Origin of the sequence: Micromonospora sp. NBC_01392, assembly GCF_045040125.1 — a bacterium.
Lineage (GTDB): Bacteria > Actinomycetota > Actinomycetes > Mycobacteriales > Micromonosporaceae > Micromonospora.
The window spans coordinates 4,761,531-4,786,385 of record NZ_CP109549.1; the positions used below are offsets into that span (position 1 = coordinate 4,761,531).

At 69.7% G+C, this 24,855-nt stretch carries 17 protein-coding genes; 10 read left to right on the top strand and 7 right to left on the bottom strand.

The features are described from left to right. The first annotated feature begins 72 nt into the window (after positions 1 to 72). A complete protein-coding gene (acs, locus tag OG767_RS20700; protein WP_405090076.1) occupies positions 73 to 2,052 on the top strand; it encodes an acetate--CoA ligase in 1,980 nt (659 codons plus the stop codon). A gap of 238 nt (positions 2,053 to 2,290) precedes the next feature. Here the strand turns inward: acs and dpgD are convergent, their stop codons facing one another. Continuing rightward, positions 2,291 to 3,082, bottom strand: coding sequence for an enoyl-CoA-hydratase DpgD (dpgD, locus tag OG767_RS20705; protein WP_405090077.1), 792 nt, complete (start codon positions 3,080 to 3,082; stop codon positions 2,291 to 2,293). After that, positions 3,079 to 4,551, bottom strand: coding sequence for an FAD-binding oxidoreductase (locus OG767_RS20710; RefSeq protein ID WP_405090078.1), 1,473 nt, complete (start codon positions 4,549 to 4,551; stop codon positions 3,079 to 3,081). The genes dpgD and OG767_RS20710 overlap by 4 nt, the downstream gene beginning before the upstream one ends. A gap of 479 nt (positions 4,552 to 5,030) precedes the next feature. On the opposite strand from OG767_RS20710, the gene OG767_RS20715 reads away from it, so the two are divergent. Continuing rightward, on the top strand, positions 5,031 to 6,641 hold the full coding sequence (locus OG767_RS20715) for a condensation domain-containing protein (protein WP_405090079.1): 1,611 nt from the start codon (positions 5,031 to 5,033) through the stop codon (positions 6,639 to 6,641). A 262-nt stretch (positions 6,642 to 6,903) separates the two neighbouring features. On the opposite strand, the gene OG767_RS20720 is transcribed toward OG767_RS20715, so the two are convergent. The 3 genes from OG767_RS20720 to OG767_RS20730 form a co-directional block, all read right to left on the bottom strand. Then, complete coding sequence (locus tag OG767_RS20720) at positions 6,904 to 7,893, bottom strand: LLM class F420-dependent oxidoreductase (RefSeq protein WP_405090080.1); 990 nt, start codon at positions 7,891 to 7,893, stop codon at positions 6,904 to 6,906. Positions 7,894 to 7,959: 66 nt separating this feature from the next. Further along, entirely contained in the window at positions 7,960 to 9,510 is a 1,551-nt protein-coding gene (locus OG767_RS20725) for a 4-hydroxyphenylacetate 3-hydroxylase family protein (protein ID WP_405090081.1), read from the bottom strand. A 731-nt stretch (positions 9,511 to 10,241) separates the two neighbouring features. Further along, positions 10,242 to 11,534, bottom strand: a complete 1,293-nt coding sequence (locus OG767_RS20730; RefSeq protein ID WP_405090082.1) for an MFS transporter — start codon at positions 11,532 to 11,534, stop codon at positions 10,242 to 10,244. Positions 11,535 to 12,118: 584 nt separating this feature from the next. Here OG767_RS20730 and OG767_RS20735 point away from each other — a divergent pair. Further along, positions 12,119 to 12,706, top strand: coding sequence for a dihydrofolate reductase family protein (locus tag OG767_RS20735; RefSeq protein ID WP_405090083.1), 588 nt, complete (start codon positions 12,119 to 12,121; stop codon positions 12,704 to 12,706). Positions 12,707 to 12,826: 120 nt separating this feature from the next. Here the strand turns inward: OG767_RS20735 and OG767_RS20740 are convergent, their stop codons facing one another. Beyond that, positions 12,827 to 14,026: an acyltransferase family protein gene (locus OG767_RS20740; RefSeq protein WP_405090084.1), complete on the bottom strand. Its 1,200-nt coding sequence runs from the start codon at positions 14,024 to 14,026 to the stop codon at positions 12,827 to 12,829. 206 nt (positions 14,027 to 14,232) lie between these two features. Further along, positions 14,233 to 15,396 carry an acyl-CoA dehydrogenase family protein gene (locus OG767_RS20745; protein WP_405094263.1) on the bottom strand — a complete coding sequence of 388 codons (1,164 nt, stop codon included), beginning with the start codon at positions 15,394 to 15,396 and terminating at the stop codon, positions 14,233 to 14,235. Positions 15,397 to 15,752: 356 nt separating this feature from the next. On the opposite strand from OG767_RS20745, the gene OG767_RS20750 reads away from it, so the two are divergent. The 7 genes from OG767_RS20750 to OG767_RS20780 all read left to right on the top strand — a co-directional run bounded on the left by OG767_RS20750 (position 15,753) and on the right by OG767_RS20780 (position 24,844). Continuing rightward, positions 15,753 to 17,531, top strand: a complete 1,779-nt coding sequence (locus tag OG767_RS20750; RefSeq protein WP_405090085.1) for a non-ribosomal peptide synthetase — start codon at positions 15,753 to 15,755, stop codon at positions 17,529 to 17,531. Further along, positions 17,518 to 18,888, top strand: a complete 1,371-nt coding sequence (locus OG767_RS20755) for a condensation domain-containing protein (protein ID WP_405090086.1) — start codon at positions 17,518 to 17,520, stop codon at positions 18,886 to 18,888. The genes OG767_RS20750 and OG767_RS20755 overlap by 14 nt, the downstream gene beginning before the upstream one ends. A 51-nt stretch (positions 18,889 to 18,939) precedes the next feature. Continuing rightward, complete coding sequence (locus tag OG767_RS20760) at positions 18,940 to 19,170, top strand: MbtH family protein (RefSeq protein ID WP_405090087.1); 231 nt, start codon at positions 18,940 to 18,942, stop codon at positions 19,168 to 19,170. A gap of 658 nt (positions 19,171 to 19,828) precedes the next feature. Next, the gene (locus OG767_RS20765; protein ID WP_405090088.1) at positions 19,829 to 22,558 is read left to right on the top strand and encodes a PEP/pyruvate-binding domain-containing protein; all 2,730 of its coding nucleotides are present in this window, start codon (positions 19,829 to 19,831) and stop codon (positions 22,556 to 22,558) included. After that, positions 22,555 to 23,457, top strand: a complete 903-nt coding sequence (locus OG767_RS20770; protein WP_405090089.1) for a hypothetical protein — start codon at positions 22,555 to 22,557, stop codon at positions 23,455 to 23,457. Before OG767_RS20765 ends, OG767_RS20770 begins: the two co-directional genes overlap by 4 nt. Beyond that, positions 23,454 to 24,137, top strand: a complete 684-nt coding sequence (locus OG767_RS20775) for a dTMP kinase (RefSeq protein WP_405090090.1) — start codon at positions 23,454 to 23,456, stop codon at positions 24,135 to 24,137. The genes OG767_RS20770 and OG767_RS20775 overlap by 4 nt, the downstream gene beginning before the upstream one ends. Further along, entirely contained in the window at positions 24,134 to 24,844 is a 711-nt protein-coding gene (locus tag OG767_RS20780; RefSeq protein WP_405090091.1) for a DUF6182 family protein, read from the top strand. Before OG767_RS20775 ends, OG767_RS20780 begins: the two co-directional genes overlap by 4 nt. Positions 24,845 to 24,855: the final 11 nt, after the last annotated feature.

Genomic DNA, 24,855 nt, shown 5'->3' on the forward strand with positions numbered 1-24,855 from the left:
TCGAAGATGACCACCGGCGGTGTTGCGGCTGGACTGGGGTGGCGCGCCGACGCCGCGAGAGGAGCTGCCACCATGACCACGCCGCTGGAGAATCTCTCCACCGAGACGCGAACCTTCGCCCCACCACCTGACCTGGCCGCCCACGCCAACGTCACGGCGGACACCTACGACGACGCCGCCGCCGACCCGCCGGCGTTCTGGGCCCGGCAGGCGGAGCGGCTCACCTGGGCGCGGGAGTGGGAGCAGGTCCTCGACTGGAGCAATCCGCCGTTCGCCAAGTGGTTCGTCGGCGGTGCGCTCAACATCGCCTACAACTGTGTGGACCGCCACGTCGAGGCGGGCCGAGGCGACAAGGTCGCCATCCACTGGGTGGGCGAGCCCGGCGACACCCGCACGATCACCTACGCGGACCTGCTCAAGAGCGTCAGCCAGGCGGCGAACACGCTGACCGAACTCGGTGTGACGGCCGGCGACCGGGTGGCCATCTACCTGCCGATGATCCCGGAGGCCGTGGTCGCGATGCTGGCCTGCGCCCGCGTCGGCGCCCCCCACAGCGTCGTCTTCGGGGGCTACTCGGTGGACGCGCTGGCCACCCGGATCGAGGACGCGGGCGCGAAGGTCGTCATCACCGCGGACGGTGGTTACCGGCGCGGGGAGCCGTCGGCGCTCAAGCCCATCGTCGACGACGCCGTCGCCCGGTGCGCCGGCGTCGAGCACGTGCTCGTCGTCCGCCGGACCGGGGAGGACGTCACCTGGGGCGAGAAGGACCTGTGGTGGCACGAGACGGTCGAGCAGGCCGACGACAGGCACGAGCCGCAGGCGTTCGACTCCGAGCACCCGCTCTTCATCCTCTACACCTCGGGCACCACGGGTAAGCCGAAGGGCATCCTGCACACCAGCGGTGGTTACCTGACCCAGGTGTCGTACACCCACTGGGCCGTCTTCGACCTCAAGGCCGACACCGACGTGCACTGGTGCGCCGCCGACATCGGCTGGATCACCGGGCACTCGCACATGGTCTACGGTCCACTGTCGAACGGCGCCACCGAGGTCATGTACGAGGGCACCCCGGACACCCCGCACCCGGGCCGGTTCTGGGAGATCGTCGACAGGTACCGGGTCAGCGTCCTCTACACCGCGCCCACCCTGATCCGCACCATGATGAAGTGGGGCAGCGACATCCCGGCCAAGTACGACCTGTCTTCGCTGCGCATCCTCGGCAGCGTCGGCGAGCCGATCAACCCCGAGGCGTGGATGTGGTACCGCGAGCACATCGGGCACGACCGGACCCCCGTCGTGGACACCTGGTGGCAGACCGAGACCGGCGGGATGATGATCTCGCCGCTGCCCGGCGTGACCGCCACGAAGCCCGGCTCGGCGATGGGCCCGCTGCCGGGCATCTCCGCCGACGTGGTCAACGACGACGCCGAGTCGGTGCCGAACGGTGGGGGCGGCTTCCTGGTGCTCCGCAAGCCGTGGCCGGCGATGCTGCGGACCATCTGGGGCGACGACAAACGCTTCGTCGACACCTACTGGTCCCAGTTCGGTGCCGGCGCCAACGCCGGTGACGAATGGGTCTACTTCGCCGGTGACGGCGCGAAGCGCGACGAGGACGGCGCCTTGTGGCTGCTCGGCCGGGTCGACGACATCATGGTCATCTCCGGCCACAACATCTCCACCACCGAGGTCGAATCCGCGCTGGTGTCGCACCCGGCGGTCGCCGAGGCGGCCGTGGTGGGCGCGGCCGATCCCACCACCGGCCAGGCCATCGCCGCCTTCGTCATCGCCCGCAGCACCGTGGAGACCGCCGGCGAGAGTGGTGACCAGCTCAAGGCCGACCTGCGCAACCATGTCGCCAAGACGCTCAGCCCGATCGCGAAACCCCGTTCGATCATCTTCGTGGGCGAGCTGCCCAAGACCCGTTCCGGCAAGATCATGCGACGCCTGCTGAAGGACGTCGCCGAGAATCGCACGCTGGGCGACGTCAGCACGCTGATGGACTCGACGGTCATGGACATGATCCGGGCGGGGTCCGGAACCGCCGAGGACTGAGCCGGGACCCGTACGACGCGCCGTCGGGGCGCTCCGCGCCACCGGCGCCGGCGGTATCGCCGGCGCCGGTGCGCCGCGTGGACCTCGGCCGGCCGGGGAGCGCGGCGGGAGCCGGGAGGGCGCCGGCCGCGGCGGGAACCGGAACGATCTCCGTCCCGTCCAGGATCCTGGACGGGACGGAGATCGCGGACCGGGCGCCCCCGGCCGTGGTGACCGGGCGGGCGTCAAGCCTGAACGCTCAGCGCCCCCGCCAGACCGGGTCCCGCCGCTCGGTGAAGGCGAGCGGTCCCTCGGTCGCGTCGGCACTGTGCATGCGCTGCTCCTCCCAGGCGTAGCGGGTGGCGAAGGCGTCGGCGAGGCTCCGGTTCGCGGCGGTGGCCGCGGCCTCCTTGATCGCACGCACCGACAGGGGGGCACAGCGCAGGATGTCCTCGACCCAACTCGCCACGCTCGCGTCGAGTTCGGCGGCCGGCACCACCTCGTTGACCAGTCCGAGCGCGTAGGCGCGGGCGGCGTCGAACCGGCGACCGGTGATCAGGTGCCCGACCGCGACCCGGTAGGGCATCTGCCGGGTCAGCCGGAAGACGCCGCCCGCCCCGGGGATCAGACCGAACCTGGCCTCGGTGAGCCCGAAGACCGACCGGTCCGAGGCGATGATGACGTCACAGGCCAGGGCCAGCTCGCAACCACCGCCGAGGGCGTACCCGTCGACCCGGGCGATCAGCGGTTTGGCGAGGCCGAACCGCTCGGTCAGCCGGGGCCAGCCCGGCTTCCCCCGGCTGCCGAAGGTGGACGGCGTGGCCCGGCCCTGCTCGGTCAGGGCCACCAGTTCCTTGAGGTCCTGACCGACCGAGAAGGCGCGCTCACCCGCTCCGGTGAGCACGCCGACCCAGATGTCGTCATCGGCTTCGAAATCGTCCCAGATCTCGGCGAGTTCCTCATGCGTACGCAGGTCCATGGCGTTCAACACATGTGGCCGGTCCAGCGTGATGTAGGCGACCCGTTCCTCTTTCCGGTAGCGAACGGTCACCTCGGCACAATCGACAGAGCGTGGTGGAACACGTTCCGCGGGTCGTACCGCTTCTTGATCTGCTGCAGACGCGGGTAGTTGGACTTGTAGTAGAGCTCCGCCCACGACGTCCCGGACGTGTTCCAGGCCGGGTCGGCGAGATCGGCGTCGATGTAGTTGATGTAGCTGCCGCCATTGATCGCGTTCGGCACCGGCACGCCGCCCGTCTCCGAGAAGACGTCCCGGTAGAACTCGCGGATCCACTTGATGTTCTTCGCGTCGTCGGCGGGCGAGGTCCACCGGCCACCGGTGAAGTACACCCGCAGGACGCAGTCGCGGTCCGCCGTCGCGGTCGCGTCCGAGGCCACCGCGTTGATTCTGCCGCCGTATCCGGACATGGTGAGCGCGGCGCCCGCGTTCGTGGGCTCCGGGTCGGTCAGCCGACGGTAGATGGTCGCGAGCTGGCTGTCCGAGAATCCCTTGCGCAGGTTGGCAGCCTTGTCCTTGGAACGCGAATCCGGCTCGCTCTGCCAGTTCCGGTCGTCCAGGTACGGCGCGAACTCGGTGGTGTCCGACGCGGGCTGCACGCCCACCCCGGACATGACCGCCTCGACGTGTGCGTCGACGAGGGCCTGGGCATTCGGCACCCCACTGTCGACACCCACGATGAAACCGACCGGCCCGGCCGACTTGTGGAAGGTGAAGAACCCACCCCACAGATTCGCGTTCGGCGAGTCGGGCGCGCTGTTCTGCTCGTACCAGTTGGTGTAGTTCCGGAAGAACTTCAGGAACGAGGTGCGGTCCAACTGGTCCCAGGACATCACGACCGCTCGCCGGATCATGGTCGCGGGCGCCCGGGGCAGCAGGTCGGCGGGGTCGGTGGAATCCGTGCCCGGACGTCGCATCCAGTAGCGCGTCACGACGCCGAAGTTCCCGCCCCCGCCACCGGTGTGCGCCCACCAGAGGTCCCGGTTGGGGTCACCCTCGTCACGCGTCGCGACGACGATCCGGGGCTTGCCCGACTTGTCGACGGTCACGACCTCCACGGCGTACAGGTAGTCGGCCGCGAGACCGTACCGGCGCGACAGGAAGCCGTAGCCGCCACCGGCGATGTGGCCACCGACGCCCACGCCGGGGCAGATTCCGCCCGGAATGGTGACGGCCCACCCCTTGACGAGGGTGTCGTACACCTTGCCCAGCGTCGCGCCGCTCTCGATGGCGAACGCCCGCCGCTTGGGGTCGTAGTAGACATCCGACATCTGCGAGAGGTCGATCAGTTCCTGAATGTCAGGAGAAGAGGTGAGATTCTCGAAGGAATGGCCGCCGCTGCGAACCGCAAATCGCTTGTTCGCGGCGACCGCAGCGCCGACGACCTCGGCGACCTGCTTCGCGTTGTAGACCAGGTGCACATTCTGCGGGCTGCCCTCGAAACGCCTGTTCCACGGCGTGATGAGGCTCGGATAACGCGGGTCGTTGGTCCCGACCACCACCGCGTCGGGCGACGCGCACTGCGCACTCGTTGACGATCCTGCGTGGATAGCCGACGGCGCCGCACTCGCGCTGGTCCCGTTCAGACCAACGGTGATCCCCCCGGCAACCGCACCTGCTAGCAGCCCACGGCGACTTAAATCCGCCATCGTTAGTTCCCCCAATCGTCACAGTGACGGGGTACATGAGAACAGCGAGGTCACACAGGGGTCTACTTCAAAATTGCTCTATCCAGCGATTCAGGTAGCTCTTTTGGAGGTGTATCGCGAAGGGCCGGCCTGCGACAGTGACATGCACAAGTGGCTTCTGACGTGTGCCCCGACGCCCAATTAAGGCCGAATGCGAAGGAGTCGGGCGGCTGTGACACCGAGCATCAATGACCGGGTGACGCCCGACCAGCCGTCGCGCCCCGACACCCACCACCCGGCGCCGGCTTGACCACCAGTTCGTTGAACGCTAATCCACCCTCTAAGGAGCGGGCATGACGCAGCGAGAAGACCTGCGAAGCGACCCCAACGGGGCACTCTCAACGGACGAGCACCCGCGCGGCGAGACAGAGAGCACCATCGCGCGGATATTCGGCGAGATGCTCGGCATTTCCAGCCTGCCGCGCATGGCGTCCTTCTTCGATCTGGGCCTTGACTCCGTAGCGGTGACCGTCGCGTGCGCCCGGTTGGAACAGGCGACCGGGATCCGGGTCCGGTTCACCCAGCTCTTCCGGACCCCGACCGTCGCGCAGCTCGCGACGTGGATCGACGCCCACGACAGCGGAAACGACGCGCCCCGCACCTCGGTCGCGCCACCGGCCGAGCGCAACGCCGAACTCGTGGCGATCACCCCCATGCAGGCGCACACCGTCCCGATGGACATCGTGCCGCGGTTCGCCTGGTGGTTCGACGGCCAGGTCGACGACGTGGCGCTCGCCGCCGCCGCCACCGACGTGCACCGCCGTCACCAGGCCCTGCACGCCAAGTACCTCTACGAGCCGGATCTCGGCCTGGCCGAGGTGCCGGCCGATCCGGGCCAGGCGCGGTTCCAGCGGCTGCCGGAGCAGGACGACGACGGCGCGGCCGGCGACGCGCTCTGGGAGGCGCTGGAACACCCGCTGCACATCGACCAGGGTGAGGTCTGGCGGTGCGTGATCGTGCACAGCCGGCAGAGCAGTCGCACCCTGTTCGGGGTGGCCGCACACCACGCCGCGTTCGACGGCCGTTCGCTGGAGATCATGACGGCGGAGCTGTCGGCGGCCTACTCCGCCCGCGCGGCCGGGAGGGCGCCGCAGTGGTCCGGCCGAACCGCGACGCTCGCCGAGATGGCCGCGGACTACCGTCACCAGCTCAGGACGCAGGACGCCGAGGCCCAGCGCCGGTACTGGCTCAACGAACTCCGCGACCTCCCGCCCTGTCGCCTTCCCGGGCGCAAGGACGGGCCGACGGAGCCGAGCGGACCCGCGGCCGACTTCTCCTTCACCGTGTCGAAGACGCGGCTGCGGGCCTGGGACGACTACGCCAGCGCCAACGGCATGCCGCCGTCGGTGGGGATGGTGGCGGTGTACGTCCAGTCCCTCATCCGGGCGGGCGCCCCGCACGACCTCGGCCTGATGGTGTCGATCGGGAACAAGGCCGGCGCGATGATCGACGCGACGATCACCACCCGGGTCGGCAACATCCTGCTGCGGCCGAACGGGCCGTACCGGTCGGGCCCGCACCTCCTCGCCCGCATCCGTGACTCGTACCTCCAGGGCATGGCCGCGCGCGACGTCCTGCTGGACATGAAGCAGATGGCCAGCATCCTGGGCGCGTTCGGCGGACTGGAGGCCATGTTCATCGGCAAGCCGGCCGTGGTCTACAACTCCGTGCCGACGCTCAGCCTCGGCGAGGTCCCCGGCGTGATGGACTCCCGGAACGACGACTGGACGGCGTCCGTGCACGACTTCGTGCTCGAGGTCCTGCCCGTCCCCGACGGCCTGGAGATGCACCTGGTGGTGCGGACCGACCTCTACGAGGGCAGCCTCGCCAACGAACTCGGCAAGCACTTCGCCGACATCATCGACAACGGGCCGAAGCAGCTCGAAGTGGAGACCGCGGGCTGACCGACGTCCCGAGGTCGGGCGCCACGTGCCGGTGGCCGCTCGACGACGAGGTCTCCGGTCGCGGGGTTCATCGACGATGATGAACCCCGCCACCGGAGACCTCGTGGCATGCACGGGGATGGTGAGCGGCTCGCCCTGGTGCACGCCCCCAGGGTGTGACCGGCCGGGCCGTCCCCGCCCGGGCCCGCGCCCCCGAACCTGGCGGTGCCGCCGGCGGGCCCGAAGGGCTCCGCCGGCGGCCGGTCACCTGCCGTGGGGACGCCTAACCGATCAACTCCGGTATCACCTTGCCGGCGAACAGGTCCATGCTCGTCCGGTCGTAGGCGGCGTCCGCGAAGTAGGCGATCACGTAGCCGACCCCGGCGTCGGCAGCCTTGCGCAACCGCTCGACGATCTGCTCGGGCGTCCCGACCAGGCCACGGCGGAACTCGCCGAGCCAGGATTCGAGCGCCTCGGGCGGCATCAGCGGCTCGTAGTGGGCCCTCCTCCGCGCCATGCTGTCGGCGACGTCCTTCTCGGTCTCGCCGATGGTCACGAGGTAGTAGGCCGAGCGGGTGATCGCGTCGAAGTCGGTGCCCACGTCCTTGCAGTGCTGGGCCAGGACCCGGGACTTGTGCGCGAACTCGTCCAGGCTCAACGGCCCGAAGTTCGTGTACTGCGCGTACTTCGCCGCGGTCCGCAGCGTCTTCTTCTCGCCGGAGCCGCCGATCCACAACGGGATCCCACCGGCCTGCAGCGGAAGCGGATTGCTGACCGCACCATCGAGCTGGTAGTGGCGTCCCGCCAGCGTGGCCGTGCCGGTCGTCCACAACTGCCGCATGATCTGCGCGCCCTCGTCGAGCATGCCGAGCCGATCGGCGACGCTGGGGAAACCGTAGCCGTAGCCACGCCATTCGTCCTCGAACCAGCCCGCGCCGAGGCCGACGTCCAACCGGCCGCCGCTCATCACGTCGACGCAGGCCGCCATCTTGGCCAGGTACGCCGGATTCCGGAAGCCGATGCACGTGCACAACTGCCCGAGCCGCACCCGGGACGTGCAGACCGCGAACGCGGCCATCATCGACCACGCCTCGAACGCCGACTCGTTGCTCGGCGCCGTAATGGTGAGAAAGTGGTCGCTGACCCAGATCGAATCGTACGGCCCGGCGTCGGCGGCCTGGGCGATGTCACGAATCGTGGACCACTGCTCGGCCACCGGTATGTTGACGAGGTCGAGACTGTAGCCCTGCGGCAAGTGCACACCAAATCGCATGTTCAGACCCTTTCTATCGACATACCCGGATGCGTCTCCAGCGTGCCGGGGGTGCCACGGCCGCCCTCACCCGTTGAGTGTCCGGTCCCGCACCTCGTGGAGATCGTCGAACGACGACAGGTCGGGCACCGTCCAACCGTCCAGGTCGTACTCGGAGAGGCACTCCTGCGCGAAGGCCTTGTAGTCGTCGATCTCACCGCTCGCGAGCTGCGCCGAGAGCAGCTCGACCCGGGTGTTCTCGTGGTTGCCCGCGTAGTTGCGCTCGTAGAGTTCGTGCCGCCCGCCGAACTCGGTGCCGACGGCGTCCCACAACAGCTTCATGACCTTCATGCGCTCGACCGCGTCGCTGCCGTCGGAGCCGCGGAGATACCGGTCCAGGTACGGCCGGATCTCCGGGTTCTTGAAGTCCTCGGCGCTGGAGTTGATGTAGATCAACCCGCTGGCGACGTCCTGCTGGACGATCTCCTTGATCCTCGGGTAGCCGATCTGCATGAACCACCGGTAGGCCATCCCGTACCGCGGGTTGGGCAGGACCGCGCCGTTGTGCCAGGGCACCGGGTTGCGGGCCGCCGCGTCCGAGAACGCCCAGAACAGGTTGCGCCAGGCCAGCACCTCACCGATCCGGGTCTGCACGCCACGGAAGTCCTTGGCGCCGGTGAGTTCCACCGCCCGCGCGAGCAGGCCGGCGATGAACTCGAGTTTCACCGCCAGGCGGGTGCAGCCCTGGAACGTGAACCGCTCGGAGAAGCCCGACCGGCTGGGGAACAGTTGGACCTTTCCCAGATGGCCGTAGATGAACACGTTCTCCCACGGGATGAACACCTTGTCCAGCACGAGAATGGTGTCGTTCTCGTCCAGCCGGGAGGAGAGCGGATAGTCGAACGGGCTGCCCATCAGTGCCGCGCTGGCCGTGTAGGACGGGCGACAGATCAGCTTCAGCCCGGGCGCCCCCATCGGAACGGTCGCCACGAGCGCGAACTTCTTGTCCTTGATCGGCAGGCCGTAGTGCGCGATGAAGTTGTAGTGCGTCAGCGCCGAGCCGGTGGCGACCACCTTGGCACCGCTCACCACGAGCCCGGCGTCGGTCTCCTTCTCCACGTGCACGAAGACGTCACCGACCTCGTCCGGGGAGCGGTTCCGGTCGACCGGCGGATGCGCGATCGCGTGGTTCCAGTAGAGGACCTTCTCCTGGGACTCCGCGTACCACCGCCGCGCGTTCTCCTCGAACGGCTTGTAGAAGTCCGCGTTCGCACCGAGCGTGCCGAGGAAGGCCGCCTTGTAGTCGGGGCTGCGCCCCATCCAGCCGTAGCTCATCCGGGCCCAGGCGGCGATGGCCTTCTGGTGCTCGACCAGGTCCTCCGCCGAGCGGGGTGTGGTGAAGAACTTGTGGGTGAAGCCGTCGCTGCCCGTGTCGGTGGGCGAGGTGAGCACGTCATGCGTGCGCGGGTCGTGCAACGCGTCGTAGAGCCGCGCGGTCATCCGTACCGGGTTGTAGAACGCAGGATGACTGGTCATGTCCTTCACGCGATCACCGTAAAGATACAGACAGCGGTCGTCACGCAGCGATTCGATGTACTCGGCGCCGGTCATCGGCCGCGTTTTCCGCGGTTCATGCATCTTCTCTTGATCCGCCATTTCGTTCCTCCGAACAGGCGATCGACGACTGAGCATCAGGGCGTGAGGAAACTGCATGCTGGGCGGCGTTTTACGCTCGAACGGACGCTCCTCGGATCGGCAGGCGAGACGGCAGGACCCAGCTCTCTCTCGCACCGAGGAGCCGGCCGCACGGTCAGACGTCGGAAATGACGGCCACACCGCCGATTCTTCGCGAACTTTCGGGTAAGCGCATCTTCTGTGTTGCAGAGTGCTCCCCCGAAGCGCCGGCCACCGGTAAAATCCGTGTCGGCAGCGGAGAAGTAATCCGCGCCACCCGTCGCCGGGTATGCTGCGCTGATTCGAGTCGGGAACGCCCGGCCGAGGGATCGCCCCCGCAAACCTCGTCCACCATTGTGATGCCCCGGGGCGCAGCCCCGCACACTCGGCTGCCGTCATCGCGCACAGGACAACGCGTGGCCGCCCGGCTTACCGGCCCGGTGTGCTCGGGGGTGTCCACCACGCTGCACCGGCGCCGCGGCGACCCGCGCCGGTCAGCGAAGCCGGGCCCTCACCCTGACGGTGTCAGGGCCTGCGCGGTTGGTTCGGGTCAGCCGCCACCTCGGCGATCGGCTGGTCTGTCTCGCGGACGACCCGGGAGTCCCGCACGGGACTCCCGGGTCGCACCGTCATCTCCTCTCCAGGGACCGTGATCAGGTCGCCGGAGCGTCCACTTCTGGCCGGATCAGATCACCTCAGTCGGCTACGGCCGGCGCGACCTCCGGAGCAGCCGGCGCGGCCTTCTCCTCCGACGGCTTCTCCTCCGACTCGGGTCGGGTCCGCTCGCCCCACCGTGCCACGGCGGGCGCCAACAGGCCCACCAGGGCGAAGAACACGCCGATGCCGACCAGACCCGGCCGGCCGAGGGTCAGGATGAAGCTGAGGAACAGCAACGGGGCGAACGCCTCGCCGATGCCGGAGCCGATCCCGAGGAAGCCCATGTACTGCCCCTGTGCGTGCGCCGGCGGCAGGCCGAAGTTGAGGGCGAAGGAGCCCGCCATGTACCACAGCTCGCCGTAGGTGTGCACGAGGACGGCCGCGATCAGCAGGAGCACCGCGGCCCAGCCGGGAAGCCCGCTCGCGAAGCCCATCCCGGCGCAGCTGAACAGGAGGAGCGCTCCGGCGCGCCGGATCGCGACGCCACCCTGCCGGACCGTCTTCACCTTGTTGCCGACGCGGACCATGAACAAGACGATCAACGTGTTGTTGATGATGTAGAAGACCGCAACCGTCCAGGTCGGTGCGTTGGTGGCATCGACCACCCACAACGGCAGCAGCATGTTGATCATGAAGAGCTGGAGGTTCATGGCGCCGGCGATCGCCGTCCACGCGACGAAGGGCCGGTCGGACAGCACACCCCAGCGGGACGCGGTTTCCGGCTTCGGCAACGGCTCGTAGTCCGGCAGCTTCATGAAGACCAGCAAGGCGCCCAGGAAGCTGAGCGCGTCGAGGGCGATCATCAGGTGGTACGCGGTCGGCGTACCGATCTGGATCACGACGGCACACCCGGCGGTGCCCAGGCCCATGGCGACGAACTGGATGGCGTGCACCTGGGCGCGGAAGCCGACCGCCTCGTCGCCGGCCACCCGACGCAGCAGCGATTCGGACGCCGCCACGGACGCCTTCATCGCCAGCATGTCGAGGGTGGCGGCGATGACAAGTTGGGTGAAATTGTCGATGAAGATGAATGTGGTGGCCGTCAGGGCCTGGATCACCAGCATGACCTTGACGGTCTTCACCGGACTCCACCGGTCGGCCAGGTTACCGACCGGGACACCGCTGACCAGGCTGATGGCGACGCCGATGGTGAGAGCGAGACCCACCTGCGAGGCGGGCAGCCCCACGATTCGGGTGAAATACAGGCTCATACTGACGACCAGCAGCCCGAACCCGAACATGTTGATAAAGGTGCCCAGCGCGTAAACCCGCTTCGGCCCATCCTCGGGAACAAGGGAGCGAAGCTCCTTGATCGGGTTAAACCTCGGCATGCAGTACCACCATCTCTCGCCGTCCGCCAGCGGATGCTACCTATTGGAACCAGACCTTACTACCTTTTAGGCACGGAACCTCCAGCACAACTTCCAGATTGCTCTCCCCAACAGACGAAACGCTCTCCGGTTTGCCTCTCGTCTATTGCGCGGCGGCCTCCCCGAGCAAGCCGCTGACCTGGAAGAAGACAAAGAAGAGTGGCGGGATTCCCACCCATCCGACGTATCTCCCCTTTGGCGCGAGCCCGACTCGACCCCATCGCGACCGCCCGGCGCGGCGGCGAGTCGGCCGCGCCACTCACCACTGCGCGAGTCAGGTCGGGGTTGACACACCGCCCGAAATCCGACAAAGAACCTAAGCTTCTGCATACACTCATCCCGCCCAAGTAGTAAATATGGGAGGGCAACTCCGGCACGTCCACCGCGCCTCATCAATGGGGCCGGCGGAGGGGCGCGACCGGAGGTCCCGAGTGGACCCCGAGCGTCGGCGCACCCATCACGAGGGTTCGCGCCAGACGTGCACCAGGTGGACGCCGCGCCGACGGAGGTCCGGGTGGTGGCAACCGATCATCGAGAGGTGGAGCATGGCAAAGCTGATCTACGTGACGAACGTGTCGCTCGACGGCTACATCGAGGACGAACGCGGCGACTTCAACCTGTTTCCGGTCGATGACGAGGTGTTCGTGTGCTACACCGACATCGTGCGGTCGGCGGGCACGTTCCTCTACGGACGGCGGCAGTACGAGGCGATGGCCGTCTGGGAGACCAATGACGCGCTGGCCGCGCAGTCCGACCTCACCGCCGATTTCGCCAACGCCTGGCAGGCGGCGAGCAAGGTCGTCTACTCCGGGAGCCTCTCCTCGGCGTCAACCGCCGACACCACTGTCGAACGTCGCTTCGACCCCGGCGCGGTCAAGGAGATGAAGGCCACGGCCAACAGCGACCTCACCATCGGAGGCGCCAATCTCGCGACGCAGGCCTTCAAGGCCGGGCTGGTCGACGAGTGCCAGCTGTTCGTCCTGCCCGTCGCCGTCGGTGGGGGCAAGCCGGGACTGCCGACCGGGATGCGTACCGACCTCGACCTCGTCGACGAGCGCCGGTTCCGCAACGGCGTCGTGCACCTGCGCTACCGCCCTCGCGAGCAGGAAGCGCCGGCCCGATCAGCACAGTGACCCACCGGCGTGGCCAGACAATCGTACGGTCGGGGTCGACGCGGACGCCCTCAGCGTCACCCTCGTCGACCCCGACCGCCCCGCCGGCCCGCTCCACGACCGGCGGCTACAGACAGGCGATCAGTGGACCGCGGCCGGAGCCTCCGTTGGTCGGGTTCGTCCCGGCCGGCCCCACCGCCGCATCACCGGACGCTCCACCAGGGAGTACAGGAGCCAGGCGACGAGCACACAGGCCAGATAGGAGCCGATGAGGAACGCGAACGCGGGCAACGTGGCGAACGGCCGCGAGGTGAACATCCCGCCCAAGCCCCACTGGTGGTTGAACGCGGCCTGAAGGGAGAAGAACACCGTGATGTGGACCAGATAGAAGGCGTACGAGATCTCGCCCAGGAAGACCATGACGCGGGTGTTGAACAGCGTCCGGCGCCCGGCGAGGTCCGCCGCGGCCGTGCCGGTGATCGCCAGGGCGAGCGGGATGAGGAACGCCGTCTGGTACCCCTCCTCGAACAGCTTGAGCGGCAGGGTCGCCACGTACGCCGCCGCCACCACCGCCGCGATGATCGACGGCCGGATGTTCGGCCAGCGGCCCGTGATCAGGATCCTGGCCATGACCATCCCGACCACGAACTCGAACATCCGGGTGACCGGGAAGTAGTAGATGAACCACAGCTGGGGCCAGGAGAGCGAGGCGGAGATGGGGGTCGCCGGGCTGTCGGGCAGGAGCAGCCGCGAGAGCACCGGCATGAGCAGGGCGGCCAGGGCGGCCAGCCCGGCGTACAGCCACAGCCGGCTGGGCCGGATCCGGTTGATCAGGATCAGCAGGAGCGGGAAGCACAGGTAGAACAGCAGCTCCACCGACAACGTCCAGGTCGGCGGGTTCACCGCGAGGAGCTGGTAGTCGAAGCTCGGCACCCACGCCTGCATGAGCGGGAGGTTGGCCAGCGCCTCGGGCCACAGGATGGTGCGCCCGGCCACGAACATCAGGACCAGCAGAATGGCGTAGACCACGAGGTGGTTCGGGAAGATCTTGAAAAACCTGCGTCGGTAGTAGTTCTTCAGGCCGTCGCGCGGCTTGCCCGACCAGGTGAGGATGAAGCCGCTCAGCACGAAGAAGAACATGACGCTCAGCGGGCCCAGGTTGCGGGAGAACTCGTTGTAGGCGTTCTGCACGCCCTGGTCGGAGAAGAGCGGCTGGAACATCGCGTGGTGGATGAACACCAGGGTCGCGGCCACGGTCCGCATCGCCGTCAGGGAGGGGAGTCTGATGCCCGGAGGTGTCGGGGAATCCGTTGCCCCGTCCACCCTTTCTTGCACTGTCATCGGCGGCTGTCCTTTCGCTCCGGCCGAGGATCCCACGCGTCCGTCGCGACCACGTCTTCGTAAATGCGTTCATGTCAGCGCGCGGGCGAGGCCGGGGCGGCGGGCCGACGAACGTGACGTGGATCGATGCCGGTCATCCGATCGGCGCGGCACTCGCCGACCCGCGAGTCGCGCCCGGATGACCGGCCTGTCGTCCCTCGGCGAGGTCAGCGCATCCGTACCCGGGTGAGTTCCCGCACGGCCACCGTCGGCAGCAGGACGGAAATTCCCCCGTGGCTGTGCAACATGGACATGTCGCGCCAGACGCGCTCAAGCCGCTCGCCGTGCCGGACCGAACTCGCGCCGGCGGTCGGCATCAGGTAGTTCGCCACCGCGTCCCAACAGAGCTGGATCACGTGTCGGCAGATCGCCGAGATCCGCAGGTCCTCCTGCCGGGTGACCGCCGCGGGGCCACGGACACAGTTGTCGTGCCACTGCTGGACTCCGTTCAGCAACGCGGCCTCGGCGGTACCGATCATGCCGACGGCGTCGCCGTACCAGAACTGGTAGTCGGGATCGTGGTGCCGGGCCACGATCGGCGGGACCAGGGTCGTCCGCTCCCGTAGCAGGATCTCGTAGATGTCGAGCGCTCCCCGGGCGATGCCCACGGCCAGGGCCGCGTTGCCCAGATTCGTGAAGGAGAGCGGCCCGCCGCCGTACTCCGGGTTCCCGTGCAGGTCCCGGCCCGGCGTGCCACCCGAGACATCGGCCTCCATGACCTGCACGCCGGGCAGGGCGAGGTGCTCCGGAACGTAGGCGTTCTCCATGGTGATGCTGTGTGACCCACTGCCGCGCAGGCCCAACTGCCGGCCCCAGTCGTCCAACCGCGTCCACTGACTGCGTGGCGCGAGGAAGAACAGGGGTTTCGGCGACGCCCCGTTCACACCGGCGATCAGGGCGTGTCCGAGGAAATGCGTCGCGTAGGGCGACCCGGAGCAGTAGGACCACTTGCCGCTGATCGTCCAGCCGCCGTCCGCGGAGCGTTCGGCGGACCCGCTGGGAACGGCGGTGCCGGGGCAGATGAAGTCGCCGACGCCGAACGCCTCCGACTGCGCCCGCTCACCGAACATGGTGGCGACAACCTGCGTGTGCATGGCCCCGAGGGTGAACATCCAGCCGGTCGACGGACAGCCGCGCAGCAGGGTCGTGGAGACGCGCACGAAAGTGTCGAGGCCGAATTCGTAGCCGCCGTAACGCCGGGGCTGGAGAATTCGGTAGAAGCCGTTCCGGGCGAATTTCTCGTGGATGTCCTCGGCGTAGAAGCTGCGTTCCTCGACCTCTGCCTGGCGGTCGACGAGCTCGGGAATCATCGCCTCGGCCCGCGCCACCATCTGTGCCGGGGTGAGGTCCGGCTCGACCGGGGCAGGAAGGTCGTGTTCGGCGGTGCTGCTATTTCGTGTCACGGTGCACGATCCTTTCGGCTGCTGACGGTTCTCCCGGTCAGACGCAGCGTGTCGGAGTCCAGTCCGCAGACGATCCTTATCGCCGAGATAGGGCTGATGCCACTTCGACGGCCTCGTCGAGTGTCCCAACTCCGTCGGTCTGCCACATCTTTACGATTGCTGATCGACATCGATGCACATCGACGGCCCGTAGCGCAGTCCTGAAGGCGAAATCGATCAGCGCCGGCGGTACGTTCCCTCTTGTCAGGTCGGGTCTGCGAACGAGTGGACGGAGATGAGGCGGCATGGGTTCCAGGTCCATCCAGGAGCAGTTCGCCAGGCAGGTGGCCCGGACACCCGACGCGCCGGCGCTGACCGGAGGGAGCGTACGGCTGACCTATCGCCAGCTCGACGAGCGCGCCAACCAGTTGGCGCATCGGCTGATCAGCCTCGGCGTGCGGCCCGGCGAGCCGGTCGGGGTGCTGATCACGCGCTCGCCCGAGCTGATCGTGGCGACCCTGGGCGTACTCAAGGCCGGCGCGGTCTACCTGCCGTTGCACCACGCCCATCCGCTGGAGGCCAAGCAGCGGGTCATGGACAACGCCGGCCGGCCGGTGCTGCTGGCCGACGAGGAGACCCGCAGCGCGGGCCTGCCGGTCGGCAGGCGGACCGTGCTCGTCGACCCGGCCCCCGCGCGGCAGGACCAGCCGGTCGCCGCCCCGGACATCGACGTACGGCCCGACGACGTCGCCTGTGTCATCCACACCTCCGGGTCGTCGGGGCTGCCGCGGGGCGTCTGCGTGACCCACCGGGGCGTGCTGAGCGTCGCCCTGGACTCGTGCTGGGACAACAGTCCCCAGGACCGGGTGCTCATGGTGGCGCCGTACGCGGCGGCGGTGTCGACGTACGAGATGTGGGTTCCCCTGCTGCGCGGCGGCCACCTGGTCCTGGCACCGCACGGTCGCCTGGACCTCGGCACGCTCCGGCGGCTGATCCGGGACCACGAGATCACCTCCGTCCAGCTCACCAGCGGCCTGTTCCGGGTGGTCGCCGACCAGGCGCCGGACTGTCTCGCCACCGTCGGTGAGGTCTCGACCGGTGGTGACGTCATCTCGCCGGGCGCCGTCGAGCGGGTGCTGAAGGCGTGCCCCGGCCTCACGGTGCGACCCACCTACGGGGCGACCGAGGTCACGTTGTTCGCCACCACCACCACGGTGACCGCGCCGTTCGTTCCCGCGACGCGGGTGCCGGTCGGCCGTTCGCTGGACAACGGCGAGCTGTACGTGCTCGACGAGCGGCTCCGGCCGGTCGGCCCCGGCCAGGTCGGGGAGCTGTACGTCACGAGTGAGCGCCTGGCGCGCGGCTACCTCGGCCGACCGGGCCTGACCGCGGAGCGCTTCGTGGCGAACCGGTTCAGCGGCGCCGGGACGCGCATGTACCGGACCGGCGACCTGGTCCGCTGGGCCACCGACGACATGATCGAGTTCGTCGGCCGGGCGAACGACCAGGTGAAGATCCGCGGATTCCGGGTCGGTACCGCCGAGGTCGAGGCGGCGCTCACCGCCTACCCGGAGATCTCCGAGGCGATCGTCGTGGCCCGGCCGACCGACGACGGCGACCACCGCCTCGTCGGGTACGTCGTCGGCGAGACCGATGCGGTGGACCTCGCGGCGCTCCGCAGGCACGCGGAGAAGGTGCTGCCCGACTACTCGATCCCCGCCGCGTTCGTGGTGCTCGACTCGCTCCCGCTCACGCCGAACGGCAAGGTGGACCGTCGGGCGCTGCCCGAACCGGTCCTCGCCGGCTCGTCGACCCACACGTCCCCCGGCACCCCGCAGCAGGAGATCCTGTGCGCCGCCTTCGCCAGCGCCCTGGGCGTCGCGGAGGTGGGACTCGACGACAGCTTCTTCGAACTCGGCGGGCAGTCGCTGAGCGGGATCCGGCTGGTTCAGACGGTCAACGAGGCACTCGGTGTGGAGCTCACTCTTGACGACCTGTTCGAGCTGCCCACCGTCACCGAGCTGGACCAGTACCTCCTGGAACAAGCGGAACCAGTTGATAGGAGCCGGGATGAGCCCCACTAGGACCACAGGCGTCGACGCGCCGGAGACGATCCCGCTGTCGCTGAATCACCAGTTCGTCGACGTGTTCGACCACGGTGACGACGACGGCCCGTTCGGTCCCCGGTACCACGTGGTGGACGCGTGGCGCGTGACGGGCGGGCCGATCGACGTCGCCGCGCTGCGCGACGCGCTGCAGGACGTCGTCACGCGGCACGAGGCGCTCCGGACGCGGATCATCGGTACGACGGGGAATCGGCACCAGGAGATCTCACCGCCCGGTCCGGTGCGCGTGGAGATCCGCGACCTCCCGGAGACGCCGGAGGCGGCGCGCGCGGCGCGCGCCGACGAGCTGCGGCAGGAGGTCGAGGACGAGACGATCGGCGTGGACGAGACGCCCGCCCTGCGGGTGGTGCTGGGCAGGTTCGACGACCAGGACACGGTCCTGGTCGTGATGATCCACCACATCGTCTCGGACGGCATGTCCATGGAGGTGGTCATTCGCGACCTGGTCAACCGGTACGTCGCCCGGACGGGTCAGACCGTCCCGGACCTGCCGGCGGCACCGCAGTTCCGCGAGTTCGCCGACTGGCAGCGGAGCGGGGCCGGTGCGGGCACGGAGGCGAAGCGCGAATACTGGCGCCGCAAACTGGACGGCGGGCTGTTCACGGCGCTCCCCACGGACATCCCGCGATCCGCGAACCTGCCCGAGTCGACCGCGGCGCACTGGTTCCGGATCCCGGACGACGTGTTCTCGAACATCGACCGGCTGGCCCGCGCCCACCGCGCCACGCGGTTCATGGTCCTGGTCGCGATGTACAAGCTGCTCGTGCACCGGCGGACCGGCGCCACGGACGTCGTCATCGCGACGTTCACGCCGGGGCGTGGCGGGCAACTGTTCGAGAACACCGTGGGCCCGCTCTTCAACTTCCTGCCGCTTCGCACCGACCTTGCCGGCTGCGCGTCGTTCGGGGACCTGCTCAAGCGGACCCGGACCACCTGCCTCGAAGCGTTCTCGCACGAGATGCCGACGCTGGAGATCTTCGGACAGGCCCCGGAGCTGATGCGGACGGCCGCCTCCGACGACCACGCGGCGGCGGTGTTCCAGGCGGTGCCCGATCAGCGGCAGTACATCGAGGTGCCGGGAGAGGTGAAGTTCGGCCGGATCCCGCGGGCGACGGGCCTGCAGCCACGGAAGTCCGCCGTGCCGGACGGGGCACTGTGGACCCTGACCAGGGAACCGTCGGGTGACGCCTCGGTGTGCCTCTCCTTCAAGCGCAACCTGTTCCGTGAGGAGACCATCGCCTCGATGGCCGCGGACTTCGCGGAGATCGCCCGGACCTACAGTGCCTCGCCGGACGCGCCGCTGGGGCTGGCCTGACAAGGCGTTTTTCTACCACCGCGATTCCACCAGTCACCCGGAAGGACTGTCATGACGAACCCCTTCGAGAACGAGGACGCCACCTACCTGGTGCTGGTCAACGAGGAGAACCAGCACTCGCTGTGGCCGGCGGACGTCGACGTGCCCGAGGGCTGGCGAACCGTGGTCGAGGCCAGCTCCCGTCAGGAGTGCCTGGCGTACGTGGAGGAGAACTGGACGGACATGCGCCCGGCCAGCCTCGTCGCGGCCACCGAGGCGGCCGGCTCGGCATCGGGGCGGTAAGGCACCCGCTCCGTCTCCACCGCCGGACATCTGACCGCCTCGCCACCCTGCCCGCCTCGCCCGTCGGCATCGGTCTCGGCCACCGCGCCGAGCACGATGCCGACGTCGGCGACGTCCCGCCCGGCCTTCCGCGCGCTCCGGGAGCCCTCCCCCACCGGCGGGCCGAGCCCCGGGAGCGACCACCCGGGCCACGTCGGCTACGCCCGGAAACCCGCCTGGTCCGCCACCGGTTTTTTCGCTGCGGTTATCGCGCATCGGCGCACGTCAGCGACGTATAGCCGGGCCGGAAACCTGGGCGCTATCGAAATATTCGGCGGAACGTTCCGTTCGGACGCCCGGTTCGTCGCTGCTGTCCGGCATTGCCCTGCCGTTTCTCCGCCCTCCTCCGCGAACAGCGGGAATGCGGCGCCAATGAGCTGCGCCCACCCGGCGGACCGGAGCATGCCACCGGGGTCCCACGTCATCGCGTTTTGTCGGACCTGTCTGGACAGCGCAAACGCAACGATTCGCACGGTCTTCTGTTTCGGGCCTTGAATCAGAGATCCCCGTCGTGCATGATCACCGCGAATGTGCGACGCGCCCATCCCGGCGGACAGTCGGGCTAATTCCGCATGCGTGAGGAAGGCTCAGCAGTGTGTGGTTAGTCAAAAGCGGACCGATGATTCTCGACCCGGAGCTGGTCGGCCACAAGTTCGCCAGACAGGCAGAACTGGCCCGTGACGGATTTGCCGTACCGCCGTTACGGTGCGTGCCCGCGACCGTGTTCGACCAGGTCGTCGGCCCTCTCCTGACCGATATCCGCGCCGATTCGGCCGGGTCGACCCAGGCGCTGCTCAGCCACGCGGAAGCGCTTCGGCAGAGAGTCCGGTACCTGACAATTCCATCAGAACTCCTCGATGAAATAGACGCGCACTTCGACGAGATCGCCGGACCGGACGGACTGGTGGCGGTGCGTGCGTGTGCGGTACCCCGACCCAATCAGCGGGAGTCGGGCGAGGATTCGGCGGAGGATCCGTTCGCCGGGCTCAGTGACAGTTTCCTGTACGTTGGGCGGGCCGGTCTCGCCGAACGACTCGTCGCCTGCTGGGCGTCGGCGTTCAACCCGGAAGCGGTGCTCTACCGCGCCCGTCGGGGCCACGCCCCGTTCGCCGCACGAATCGCGGTCGGGATTCAACGAATGGCCATGGGCACCCGGTCATTCGTCGCGTTCACCCGCGATCCGCGCGACGGCGCGGCGCGTCTGGTGATCGCCGCCGCCTATGGCATTGGCGAAGGGGTGGTTCAGGAAAAGGCCGACGTCGACCACTATTTCGTGGACCCGGCGACCGGCGCGGTCGAGCCCCACGTGACGGTCAAGACCAGGGCCGTCGGGTGGGATCCGGCCCGCCCCGACCAGGGGCCGGTCGACCTGCCGGTGCCCCCGGAACTGGCCACCGAGCCGGTGCTCACGGACGCCGACCTGGTGGCGATCGCGGAACTGGCGGCGCGGGTCGAGGCCCGCTTCCACGCACCCCAGGACATCGAGGGCACGATCACCGAGGACGGCGCGATCCACCTGGTCCAGGCGCGCCCGGTCGCCACGCCGGCACGCCCCCCGGACGAGGCGGAGAGCCCGGCCCTGCTCTGGGACAACAACAACGTCACCGAGAGCTTCCCGGGCATCAGCTGCGCCCTGACCTACTCGGTGGCCCGGGAGCTGTACGAGGTGGGGTTCACCGACCTCTACCGGCGGATGGGCGTGCCCGCCCGCACGCTGCGACGCGAGCGACCGACGCTGCGTCGGATGATCGGGCACCTGGACGGCCGGATCTACTACCAACTCGACTGCTGGTACCACCTGCACGGCCTGATCCGGTGCTTCCGCCCGCTCTGGTCCACCTGGGAACGGTCCCTCGGCCTGGCCGCGACCGACAGCACCGGGCGGGACGGGACGACGGCCCGGCGCGGCGGCGTACCCGGCGGGCGGCGCGGCTCCCGCCTCACCGACGTCCTCGACGTGCTGGAGATCCTCGCCCGGCTGGTCGCGCACCCGTGGCGGGTCCGCCGCTTCCTCCGCTGGTGGGACGGGTACCACGCGGGCCTCGCCGACGTGGCGGCCCGGCGTCCGCACGAGATGGTCGACGCCTACCGGGCGCTGTGGGCGCAGGTGGCCCGCCGGTGGGGGGTCACCCTGGTCAACGGGATCTTCCTGTTCACCGCCACCCGGGCCACCGACGGGCTGCTGCGCCGGTGGGTGCCGGAGGCGGACCGCAGCCTGCTCAACGGGCTGCTGTGCGGCGGTCCGGAGAACCGCTCCACCGCGGCGCTGCACTCGGCGGTCGCGCTGGCGGCGACCGCCGCCGAGGACCCGGACACGCGGGCGGCGCTGCGGTCCGACGCGGACCCGCGGCGGATCTGGGACGACCTGGTCGCCGGCCGGCACGGCGCCCGGTTCCTGGCGGCGCTGCGGGAACACCTCCGTGACCACGGCGACCGGGGCATGCACGACCTCAAGCTGGAGACGCCCGCCCCACGGGACGAACCGTGGACCGTCCTCCAGCCGGTGCGGGCCTACCTGACCCGGGGACTCACCGTGTCGGCCAGCCGGGCCGCCGGGCGCCAGGCGCACGACCAGGCCGTACGCGAGTTGCGCGAGCGGTGCCGCAACCCGGTGAAACGGGCCGTGCTGCGCGGGCTGGGCCGGACGATGCGTACGCTGATCAATGTCCGGGAGAACACCCGGTTCTGCCGCAGCCAGCTCTTCGGCGACTCCCGGGTGCTGCTCACCCGGCTCGGTGCGGAGCTGGCCGCGCGGGGCCGCCTGGACCGGCCGGGCGACGTCGTCGACCTCACCGTCGACGAGGTGCTGGGCGCCTTCGACGGCACCCTGGCCGGGGCCGACCTGCGCGGCCTGGCGGCGGTCCGGGCCGCCGAGCGGGCCCGCTGGACGGAGACCGACCCGCTGCCCACCCGGCTGCGCACCGATCCCGACCTGCCGCTCGCGGTGGCCCTGGCCGGGGCACGCGGCACCGGCGGGGCCGCCGCCCCCGGGCCGGGAGCACCCGTCGGACCGGACGCGGCCGTCCTCACCGGGTTGGCCTCCAGCTCCGGCGTCGTCCGCGGCCCGGCCAAGGTGGTGCTCGATCCGTCGGTCGACGCCGAGCAGTGCCGCGACCACGTCCTGGTCGCCCGGGAGACCGATCCCGGCTGGCTCTACCTGATGCTCTCGGCGCGGGCGCTGGTGGTGGAACGGGGCACCCTGCTGTCGCACACCGCCATCACCGGACGCATGCTCGGCATCCCCACCGTGGTCGCGGTGGACCGGGCCACCGACCGGATCACCGACGGCAGCCTCATCGAGGTGGACGGCACGGCCGGCACGGTGCGGATCCTGGACGGAGTCCGGTGACCGGCCGCTGGGGCCGGTACGTGGCCGCCGCGTACCCGCCGGCGGTGCACGTGCCGTTCATGCTCTCCTGGGCGATCGGCCTGACCGCCCTCTTCGCGGCGGTCAGCGGGGTGTCGCGCTGGCGGCCCGACGGCGGGCTCGCCGTCACCGCGGTCACGCTTGTGGTCGGCATGCTGCTGCTGCGGGCCATGGACGACATCCGGGACCACGAGTACGACCGCCGGCACAACCCGCACCGGCCGTTGCCCGCCGGGGTGGTCCGGGAGCGGGACCTGATGGTCCTCGTCGTCCTCGGCGCCGCCGCCCTGCTGCTGCTCAACGCCGGCCGGGGCGTGGTCCTGGCGGCGCTGGTCGGGCAACTCGGCTACACGGCCGTGGTGATCACCCTGGACCGGGTGTACGGCTGGCCCGCCGGTGACCGGCTGGCCCTGCACCTCGCCGTGAACCTGCCGATCCAGCCGCTGCTCAGCATCTACGTGTACACCGCCTTCCTGCACGCCGAGGGGCGGCGGCCGGACCTGGGCGGGGTGCTCGCCATCGTCGCGGTCACGCTCAGCGGGGTGTGCCTGGAGTTCGGCCGCAAGGCCACCCGCCGGCCCCGGCCCGGGGAGCGGACGTACAGCACGGTCCTCGGCCCGTGGGGGACCACGGCCGTCGCGCTCGGCGCCGCCGTCCTCGCCACCGGCATCGTGCTGGGACTGCTGCGGCCGTGGCAGTCCGGCGCCGGGCACGCCTGGGGCTGGCTGGCGCTGGTGCCGCTGGCGTGGTCGGTGGCCGCGGCGTCCCGGTTCGTCACCGGCGCGCCCCGCTGGCCGGTGGGCCTCACCATCGCCTACATCCCGGTGACGTACGCGAGTTACCTCGCGGTCGGGTGGCTGACGAAGGGAGCACCGGCGTGAGCCGCTCCGACGGCACCGGGTTCTGGGCCCTGCTCGGGCCGGACCTCGCCGGCAAGTCGACGGTGTTGCGCCGGCTGCACGACGAGCACGGTTGGCGGGTCGTCTCCTACGACGACCGGTATCTCGGGCCGTACCCGCTGATCCATCAGCTGCGCAGCAGCTGGATCACCGACGCGTTCGGGTGGGCCGGGGAGCGCTACTCCCCCGAGCTCGTGGTGTCGGTGCTGACCCCGATCGTGCTGCACCTGCGGGAGGAACTGGCGCGGGCCGCCGGCGCGGACCGGGTCATCATCGACTCGTACTACTACAAGCTGCTGGTCAAGTGCCGCCTGCTCGGGGTGGAGCACACCCCCACGTTCGACTACTGGCGCTCGTTCCCGCAGCCCGGCCGGGTGCTCTACCTGGACGTGCCGGCGGAGACGGCCTGGGCGCGCAGCGGCGACGGCGCGCGGGTCAACCGGTTCGAGCACTACGGGCCGACCGTCGACCGCGCCGATTTCGTCAGGTTGCAGACGGACCTGCGCGCGGCGCTGCTGGCCGAGGTCCGCGACCTGCCGGTGCGGATCGTCGACGGCGCGGCGCCACCGGACGAGGTGGTCGCGGCGGTGCTGACGACGACCAAAGAGTCCACTGTGGATGCTGGGGCGAACCGGACGGCGTCCCCGGCGGTGGACCGGTGAGCGCCCCGGTGGGCCTCGACGGCGCACCGTTCCAGAGCCGGCTGGCCGAACTCCTCGCCGCGCGTGCCGCCTGGGTGGGCACCGAGCCGCACCGCGCCGCCGACGACACCGGGGGTTGCACCGTGCTGGTGCTGCTGCGCAGCGTCGACCTCGACGACCTGGTACGCGGCGCCCGGTGCTTCGCCGCCGGCCTGTCCGACGGGGAGGCGGACGCCTGGCGCCGGTCCTGGACCCGGACCCGCTTCCTGTTCGGCAACTCCGCCAACCTCACCGCCCGGAACCCGGCCCGGGTCGTCGCCCCGACGGGCAGCGCGGCCTGGTTGGGTCCCTTCCCGGCGGGCCGGTTACCGGGGCTGAGCCGCCTGCTCAAGCCGGTGACCGGGATGCTGCCGGCCCTGCCGGCGGAGCTCGACCTCCCGCCGGTCGCCGGGCCGGCGTCGGCCCACCCCGGCGCCCCCCGCGAACTGCACGTGGCCGTCCGGGCGCTGACCCTGGCCGAGTACCTCGTGCACCTGCACCACACCCTGGCCGAATCGGTCCTGCGCGGCAGCCTGCGCGCCGACGAGCCACTCCGCCTGATCCACCGGACCGACCTCGACGCCCGACTGGTCCACACCGAGCCCGGCTACGCGCGGGTCCACCACGCGCGCGACGACTCCCCGGCACTTCGCCTGTTCACCTGGCTCTCCCCCGAGCCGGGGCGATAGGGCGCCCGACC

What these genes read in the sequence shown, in the direction of transcription:
- OG767_RS20720 (WP_405090080.1), bottom strand. Translation starts at nt 7,893, where the DNA reads ATGCGATTTGGTGTGCACTTGCCGCAGGGCTACAGTCTCGACCTCGTC.
- OG767_RS20740 (WP_405090084.1), bottom strand. Translation starts at nt 14,026, where the DNA reads ATGACAGTGCAAGAAAGGGTGGACGGGGCAACGGATTCCCCGACACCT.
- OG767_RS20760 (WP_405090087.1), top strand. Translation starts at nt 18,940, where the DNA reads ATGACGAACCCCTTCGAGAACGAGGACGCCACCTACCTGGTGCTGGTC.
- acs (WP_405090076.1), top strand. Translation starts at nt 73, where the DNA reads ATGACCACGCCGCTGGAGAATCTCTCCACCGAGACGCGAACCTTCGCC.
- OG767_RS20725 (WP_405090081.1), bottom strand. Translation starts at nt 9,510, where the DNA reads ATGCATGAACCGCGGAAAACGCGGCCGATGACCGGCGCCGAGTACATC.
- OG767_RS20735 (WP_405090083.1), top strand. Translation starts at nt 12,119, where the DNA reads ATGGCAAAGCTGATCTACGTGACGAACGTGTCGCTCGACGGCTACATC.
- OG767_RS20750 (WP_405090085.1), top strand. Translation starts at nt 15,753, where the DNA reads ATGGGTTCCAGGTCCATCCAGGAGCAGTTCGCCAGGCAGGTGGCCCGG.
- OG767_RS20730 (WP_405090082.1), bottom strand. Translation starts at nt 11,534, where the DNA reads ATGCCGAGGTTTAACCCGATCAAGGAGCTTCGCTCCCTTGTTCCCGAG.
- OG767_RS20715 (WP_405090079.1), top strand. Translation starts at nt 5,031, where the DNA reads ATGACGCAGCGAGAAGACCTGCGAAGCGACCCCAACGGGGCACTCTCA.
- OG767_RS20755 (WP_405090086.1), top strand. Translation starts at nt 17,518, where the DNA reads ATGAGCCCCACTAGGACCACAGGCGTCGACGCGCCGGAGACGATCCCG.
- OG767_RS20765 (WP_405090088.1), top strand. Translation starts at nt 19,829, where the DNA reads ATGATTCTCGACCCGGAGCTGGTCGGCCACAAGTTCGCCAGACAGGCA.
- OG767_RS20745 (WP_405094263.1), bottom strand. Translation starts at nt 15,396, where the DNA reads ATGGTGGCGCGGGCCGAGGCGATGATTCCCGAGCTCGTCGACCGCCAG.